We start from the raw sequence: 6,807 nt of genomic DNA, 5'->3' as shown, positions 1-6,807 counted from the left end.
GGGCAGCGGAAGGGGCTGCCGGCGCAGGCGCTGCGGCGGGCTTCGGTGCCGGAGCGGCATGGGCCGTGCCCCAGATTGCGTTCTTGATCTTGTCGAAAACACTCATGGCGTTTCTCCTTCTTCTCAATTGTCCGATGCGGATCGGTCGGGGAGCTAACGCAACAAAGCTGAAAGGGTTCGTTGCAAAATGCATCCCCCTGTCCTTCTTTGTGGAAAGGAAAAATTTAGCCGGAAAATAACTTAGAGGCGTGTTCCAGCTTGACGGCTCCCTCACATTGCAGACAACGGCAAGCGAAACGTCATTGCGCAGAACATGGGCCAGGCAGAGTACAGGCTGGCCGCCAAAGGGACTGAAAGCCGATGCTGAGCTGGTACAGACGCCTCCTTCCCCGGGAGGACCGCTTTTTCGATCTGTTTGCGGCGCATTCGCAGACCCTGATCCTTGGCGCCAAGTCGCTCGATGCCATGCTGTCAGGCGTCGATGTCGATCATCACTGCGCGGAAATAATGCGGCTGGAAGACGAAGCCGACGCGATCACCCGCGACGTGCTGGAAGCCACGCGCAAGAGCTTCATCACGCCATTCGACCGCAACGACATCAAGGATCTCATCCAGTCCATGGATGATGCGATCGACACGATGCGCAAGACGGTGAAAACGGTAACGCTGTTCGAGCAGCGCTCGTTCGAGCCGCTGATGCAGGATATGGGCAAGACCATCGTGCGAGCCGCCGAGCTGACCGCCGAAGCCATTCCGCTTCTCAACAATGTCAGCGCCAACGCTCAGCGCCTCAACGAACTGGCGGAGCAGATTTTGGCGGCCGAGGGTGAGTCCGACGAGTTGCAAGATCGCGGCTTGAAGCTGCTTTACCAAACCTATGGCCGTACCGAGCCGATGCGCTTCTTTATCGGCAACGAGATCTATGCCGAGCTGGAAAAGGTGGCGGACCGGTTCGAGGACGTCGCCAACGAGATCAGCGGCATCGTGATCGAGAACGTTTAGCGGATATGGACGCCACGCTCGCTTTTCCGCTGCTCGTCGGCTTGATCGGCGTTGCTCTCCTGTTCGACTTTCTGAACGGGCTGCACGACGCCGCCAATTCCATCGCGACCATCGTTTCCACCCGCGTGCTGCGACCGCAATATGCGGTGTTCTGGGCCGCCACCTTCAATTTCATCGCCTTTCTGTTCTTCGGCCTGCATGTCGCTGAAACGCTGGGCACCGGCATCATCGACGCCAATACGATCGATGCGACCGTGGTGTTCGCCGCGCTGATGGGCGCCATCGTCTGGAATGTCGTGACCTGGCGGCTCGGCATTCCGTCGAGCAGTTCGCATGCGCTGATCGGCGGGCTGGTTGGAGCGGGCGTCGCCAAATCCGGCGGCGGCGCGATCGTCTGGTCAGGACTCCTGAAGACCTCGGCCGCCATTGTTCTTTCGCCGGCGACCGGCTTTGTGCTGGCGCTGGTGCTTGTGCTGATCGTCGCCTGGGTGTTCGTGCGCAGCACCCCCTTTGCGGTCGACCGCACCTTCCGCATCATGCAGTTCATTTCCGCCTCGCTCTATTCGCTGGGCCATGGCGGCAATGATGCGCAGAAGACGATGGGGATCATCGCCGTGCTCTTGTATTCGCAAGGGTTGCTCGGAGACACCTTCTATGTGCCTCTCTGGGTGGTGCTGTCGTGCCAAAGCGTGCTGGCGCTGGGCACACTGTTCGGGGGCTGGCGCATCGTTCATACGATGGGCTCCAAGATCACGCGTCTCAATCCGATGCAGGGTTTCTGCGCGGAAACCGGCGGCGCGATCACGATCTTCCTGGCGACATGGCTCGGCATTCCCGTGTCCACCACCCACACCATCACCGGCGCGATTGTCGGCGTGGGGGCAGCGCGGCGGGTTTCGGCGGTGCGCTGGGGCATCGCCGGCAACATCGTGATCGCCTGGGTCATCACGATTCCCGTAACCGCGTTGATCGCCGCGATCTTTTACGCCGTCACCGCGTTCATCGTTTAACATCTGACCTTGCACAACCTGGGCAAGATCGTGAGAAGGAGGTCCTTAGCCGGTTAAGATTCGATGGCGACCATGAAAGAGAAACGAGCCAAGGCGCTCGTCAAGAAAGGCAAGACGATCCGTCAGGTTGCCGTGCTCCCTTACCGAGAGCGCGAGGGCGGCCTCGAGATCCTGTTGCTGACCTCGCGCGGAACCAAGCGCTTCGTGATCCCCAAGGGCTGGCCGATGAAGGGCAAGGCGGATTGGGAAGCGGCGGCGGTCGAGGCCAAGCAGGAAGCTGGGCTCGTTGGCGAGGTCGATGTCGAACCGCGTGGAAGCTATGCCTATTGGAAGCGGCTGAAGACGATCTTCGTGCCGGTGACTGTCACGGTCTACGGCTTGCGGGTGACCGAAGAACTCTCGCAATTTCGCGAACGGGGCCAGCGTGAACGCGCCTGGGTCAGCCCGCAACAGGCGCAGATGCTGGTCGACGAACCCCACCTCATCAGCCTGATTGCATCCTTCAAAGAGCAACTGAGCGGCAAGGCAGCCTAGTTAGCCGCTGTTGCGCATGGCTGGGCGCACATCGTCCAGCCGCACCGGCTGGTCGGGGATGCTGATCGCAAACACCGTGCGGCCGCCGACACTTTCCACCAGTTCGATCGTGCCGCCATGGGCGCGCGCAAGCTCCTGCGCGATGGCCAGGCCAAGACCCGTGCCGCCGCTGCGCGCCGATCCCCGAAAGGCGGCAAACAGGTTTTGACGGGCTTTTTCAGGCAGGCCCGGCCCAGTATCCGAAACGGTGATGCGGCACACCGTTCCCATGCGCTCGGCAGAAACGGTCAGACGCGAAACCACGGCCGACGAGGCATCTGCCGCCATGGCCTGCATGGCGTTGCGGCAGAGATTGTTGAGGATGCGGAACAGCTGATCGGCATCGGCGTCGATCTCGAGCGCGGGATCGACGGCATTGATGAATTCGAGCGGACCGTCCGGCTCGATCCCCAAGAGTTCACTGACATCTTCCACCAGCTGATGCAGGCGCACCAGACGGCGGGTCGGCGGGGCTTCCTGGGCGCGGCCATAGGCCAGCACATCCTCGGAATAGGACACGGCGCGGTCCAGCGTGCGCACCAGCTTGGGCGCGAATGCCTGAACCGCCGGGTCATGGACGGCGCGCAGACGGTCCGACATCAGCTGGGCGGAGGCGAGGATGTTGCGCATGTCGTGATTGATCTTCGACACGGCGAGGCCGAGATCAGCCAGATGCTTCTGTTCGCCAAGCTGGCGCTGAAGCTGGCTCTGCATGGCCGATAAACCGCGCTCGGCCGAACCTAATTCGTCATCACGCGCTCGCGGCTGGATGATGCGGCCGGGATTGTCGGGCTGATCGGCGAAGTCGCGCATGGAATTGCGCATGCGCCGGATCGGATGCACCATCATCTGGAGGATCGTGAAGAAGACGAGGCCGGCCGTGAACACCGAGATCAGCAAGGATAAAAGCACGATGTTGCGGGCGTAAACCAGCATCGCGCGGCGCAGATCATTGTCGCGGATGATCAGCTCGAACTGCTTTTCGCTGTCGCCGACATGGCCATAAACGCGCAAAACGCGGTCTCCGCCGAAGATCAGCGTATCGAAAGCGCGGCCAATTGCTGACACCGGACCGAGATTGTCGAGGTCGACATGCTCATCGACTTCCGGCGGCATGTCGGCTGCCAGCAGAAGCTGCGATTCCCCTTCTTCCCGCACCGCAATGGCAATGGCGCCGACGGAGCGCAGAACATCTTCCTGTGCCGCATCTTCGAGCGGACCGGGATCAGCGCGTAAGAGAACGAGGCTGATGGCGGCCGCCGTGCTCAGCCTTTGTTCGAACCATTGCATGCGGAAGTTGGCGATGGTGGGCGGAAAGATCAGCACTTCCGCCGTCATTACGAACAGGATCGTCAGGATCAGAAGCTTGGTGGACAATCGGCGCAGAAATGGGATGCGCTCGGCGGCGGCAGCGGCGCCAGCAGCATCGGCCATCCCGGTGTTGGCGGCGATATCCGCCATCGAAGGTCCCTTTCAAGGCGCGGGCAACAAAGGCCTGCGGCGGATGCAAAACCGCTTCGCGCTCTTGCTGAACCTGCTCTAGCCGAACAGCCGCAATCCGCCAAGCAGGCCGCGAAGAACAGGCTTACGCGTCATATCCTGGAAATAGGTGACTGCCGCGCGTTTGCCAATTTCGCCTGTTGTCGGATAGGGCGCGACATAGTTGGTCATGTCGCGCAGGCTCAAGCCCTTCGACAAAGCGAGCGCCCAGACATGGATCAGTTCGGCGGCATCGCGGCCAACGATGGTCGCGCCGAGGATCTTGCCATTCTTGCCTGCCAGCACCTTGATGAAGCCGGTTGTCTCATGCTCGATCTGGGCGCGGTCGTTGTCCGCCATGTTCCAGCGCAACACGCGATGCTCGATGCCCCGGCCTCGCGCTTCGGCTTCATTCATGCCGACGGATGCGATCTCGGGATCGGTGTAGATGACGTGAGGCACGACTTCGCGCCGCACTTCGGCCGACAGCCGGAACAGGATCGGCCGCAGCACCAGGCCGCCATGATAGTTGGCGGCATGGGTGGAGTGTCCGCCCGCCACATCGCCGACCGCGTATACGCGGGAGTTGGTGACGCTGCGCAGGCCTTCATCCACCGTGATGCCATCCGGCGAGTAAGCGATGCCGGCTGCGTTCAAGCCGAGCTCGCTGATGTTGGGAATGCGGCCGGCCGCAACGAGGAGGTGCGAGCCATCGAGGACCGAGACCTTGCCGGCACTTTCCAGATGAAGCCGGATGCCCTCGTCGCCCTTTTCAACGCGCGTGACAGAGGTGTTCTGTCTAACATCGACGCCCTCGCTCTTCAGGGCCGAAACCACGGCGTCGGCAACATCGAGGTCCTGCTTGTAGAGGATGCGACCGAGTTCCAGCAGCGTGACCTTCGAGCCCAGCCGCTGGTAGGCCTGCGCCATTGCCACGCCGACCGATCCGCCGCCGAGAACAACGAGCTTTGCCGGCAGGTCTTTTCGCTCAAAGATCGTTTCGTTGGTGAGGAAGTCGATCTTGTCCAGACCGGGAATCGGCGGCACGCGCGGCGAGGACCCACTGGCCACCACGAAGCGCCGCGCCTTGATCGTGTAGCCGCCGGCCTCGATCATATCCTTGCCGAAGAAGCGCGCCGGCGCGTGGATGACCTGTGCGCCCGATTGAAGAAGGTGCTGTTCGGAATCGTTGGGCGCCAGCGTGTCGATCACGCCGCGGATATGCTTGTGCACGGCCTTGAAGTCGACATCGGGCGCGGAAGCGCGAATGCCGAAACGGTTAGCATGGCGAATGTCGTGGACCTGCCGAGCGGCCGCGATCAAAGCCTTAGAAGGAACGCAGCCATAATTCAGGCGAGCGCCGCCCATTTTGTTCTGCTCGATCAGCACCACGGACACGCCATAAGCGCGCGCGGCGGCGGCCACGGTCAAACCGCCGGATCCCGCGCCGATGACGCAGAGATCAGGCTTCAACAGCTTCGACATCATTCCCCCTTCTTGCCTGCCAGCAGCCTGTTTCAGCGGATCAGGCATTGCAGCTTGCTGGCACGTCTTCACCGAGCTCCATCGAAGGCGCCCTGAACACGCTAAATTCGTGACAAAGAAGCTGGTTCCGTCGGCTTGCCTCTCGCTTACATCGGGGCAAGCCGTGGGTTTACCGTTCAAGGCGCCCTTTGCCGGATCAGGGTCGGTCCCCGAGCGAGAAGCTGTTGCAAACCGGGCCGTCGCCATCGCCGTAGGCACTGGACGGATTGACTTAACGGGAGGGCTTGCCTAGAAGGCGCGCAACGCTCGGGCTCCGCTCCGACGCATTTTCGTGCGCCGGTGTGTTTGCTTATTTTCAGATGCGGCTTGCCGCATTCATGAGAAACGCGTGTTCGTGGCGCCGGTAACATCCGGCATCCGTATCCATGATAGACCATAAGAAGGGCCGCACACCGCGGTATTAAAAAATGAAGCGTACCTATCAGCCGTCCAAGCTCGTCCGTAAGCGTCGTCACGGTTTCCGCGCGCGCATGGCCACCAAGGGTGGTCGCGCCGTTGTTGCCGCTCGCCGCAATCGCGGTCGCGCGCGTCTCTCGGCTTAATCAGCTACGAGCAGGCGAACGATGTCCGGCAAAGGCCGGACCGGTGCCTCTGCGCCGGTTCGGCTCAAGAAACGCGCCGAGTTCCTGGCCGTGCGTCAGGGAGAAAAGCGCCGCGGGCCGTTTTTCCTGCTCGAAGTGCTGACCCATAGAGGTGATCAACCACCCCGGGTCGGCTTCACGGTGACCAAGAAGGTCGGCAATGCCGTGGTGCGTAACCGGGTCAAGCGCCGGTTGCGCGAAGCGGTGCGCGTCCATGCCGCGCATGACATGGCGCCCGGCACCGATTATGTGATCGTTGGACGGCAGGACTGTCTTGCCGCGCCGTTTGAAGACCTCGCTGGCGAGCTGTCGCGCCGAATTGCCAAGCCAGCCTCGCGTTCCACGCGCGATTATCCGCAAGCCGACAAACATCCGGGCGGAGCTAGGGTCAGGACCCCCCATGCAAACAAACCGTAATTTCTTCATCACGATCGCCCTTTCGGTGCTGATCCTGACGCTGTGGCAAGTGTTCTACATGAACCCGCGCATGGAAACACAGCGCGAAGCCGCCCGCATCGAAGCGGAACAGCAGGCCGCGCAGCAGGGCCAGCCAAACGTCGGCAACACCGTGCCGCAGTCGGGCCCCGGCATCGGCGGTTCCGCGATGGCGCCGGCCG

7 protein-coding genes and 1 pseudogene are annotated in these 6,807 nt (G+C 61.9%); 6 read left to right on the top strand and 2 right to left on the bottom strand.

Annotated elements, in window-relative coordinates; genetic code table 11:
- Positions 1 to 360 precede the first annotated feature (360 nt).
- The 3 genes from RTX98_RS19225 (at position 361) to RTX98_RS19215 (ending at position 2,546) form a co-directional block, all read left to right on the top strand.
- A complete protein-coding gene (locus RTX98_RS19225) occupies positions 361 to 1,002 on the top strand; it encodes a DUF47 domain-containing protein (RefSeq protein ID WP_312798447.1) in 642 nt (213 codons plus the stop codon).
- Between the two features lie 5 nt (positions 1,003 to 1,007).
- Positions 1,008 to 2,012: an inorganic phosphate transporter gene (locus RTX98_RS19220; protein WP_312798446.1), complete on the top strand. Its 1,005-nt coding sequence runs from the start codon at positions 1,008 to 1,010 to the stop codon at positions 2,010 to 2,012.
- Positions 2,013 to 2,084: 72 nt separating this feature from the next.
- Complete coding sequence (locus tag RTX98_RS19215) at positions 2,085 to 2,546, top strand: NUDIX hydrolase (protein ID WP_312798445.1); 462 nt, start codon at positions 2,085 to 2,087, stop codon at positions 2,544 to 2,546.
- Here the strand turns inward: RTX98_RS19215 and RTX98_RS19210 are convergent, their stop codons facing one another.
- Both RTX98_RS19210 and RTX98_RS19205 read right to left on the bottom strand, forming a co-directional pair.
- On the bottom strand, positions 2,547 to 4,046 hold the full coding sequence (locus tag RTX98_RS19210; protein WP_416223179.1) for an ATP-binding protein: 1,500 nt from the start codon (positions 4,044 to 4,046) through the stop codon (positions 2,547 to 2,549).
- 78 nt (positions 4,047 to 4,124) lie between these two features.
- Entirely contained in the window at positions 4,125 to 5,552 is a 1,428-nt protein-coding gene (locus RTX98_RS19205; protein WP_312798444.1) for a dihydrolipoyl dehydrogenase family protein, read from the bottom strand.
- A 464-nt stretch (positions 5,553 to 6,016) separates the two neighbouring features.
- On the opposite strand from RTX98_RS19205, the gene rpmH reads away from it, so the two are divergent.
- The 3 genes and pseudogenes from rpmH to RTX98_RS19190 form a co-directional block, all read left to right on the top strand.
- Entirely contained in the window at positions 6,017 to 6,151 is a 135-nt protein-coding gene (gene rpmH / locus RTX98_RS19200; RefSeq protein WP_189503577.1) for a 50S ribosomal protein L34, read from the top strand.
- A gap of 21 nt (positions 6,152 to 6,172) precedes the next feature.
- Complete coding sequence (gene rnpA, locus RTX98_RS19195) at positions 6,173 to 6,607, top strand: ribonuclease P protein component (protein WP_312798443.1); 435 nt, start codon at positions 6,173 to 6,175, stop codon at positions 6,605 to 6,607.
- Positions 6,591 to 6,807: pseudogene (locus RTX98_RS19190) on the top strand (membrane protein insertase YidC); the annotation flags it as partial. The gene rnpA and the pseudogene RTX98_RS19190, both read left to right, overlap by 17 nt.

It is taken from the genome of Tianweitania sp. (genome assembly GCF_032053605.1).
Classification (GTDB): Bacteria; Pseudomonadota; Alphaproteobacteria; order Rhizobiales; family Rhizobiaceae; genus Tianweitania.
The sequence above is the reverse complement of the archived record's forward strand: the minus strand, read 5'-3'. Positions and strand labels throughout refer to the sequence as shown.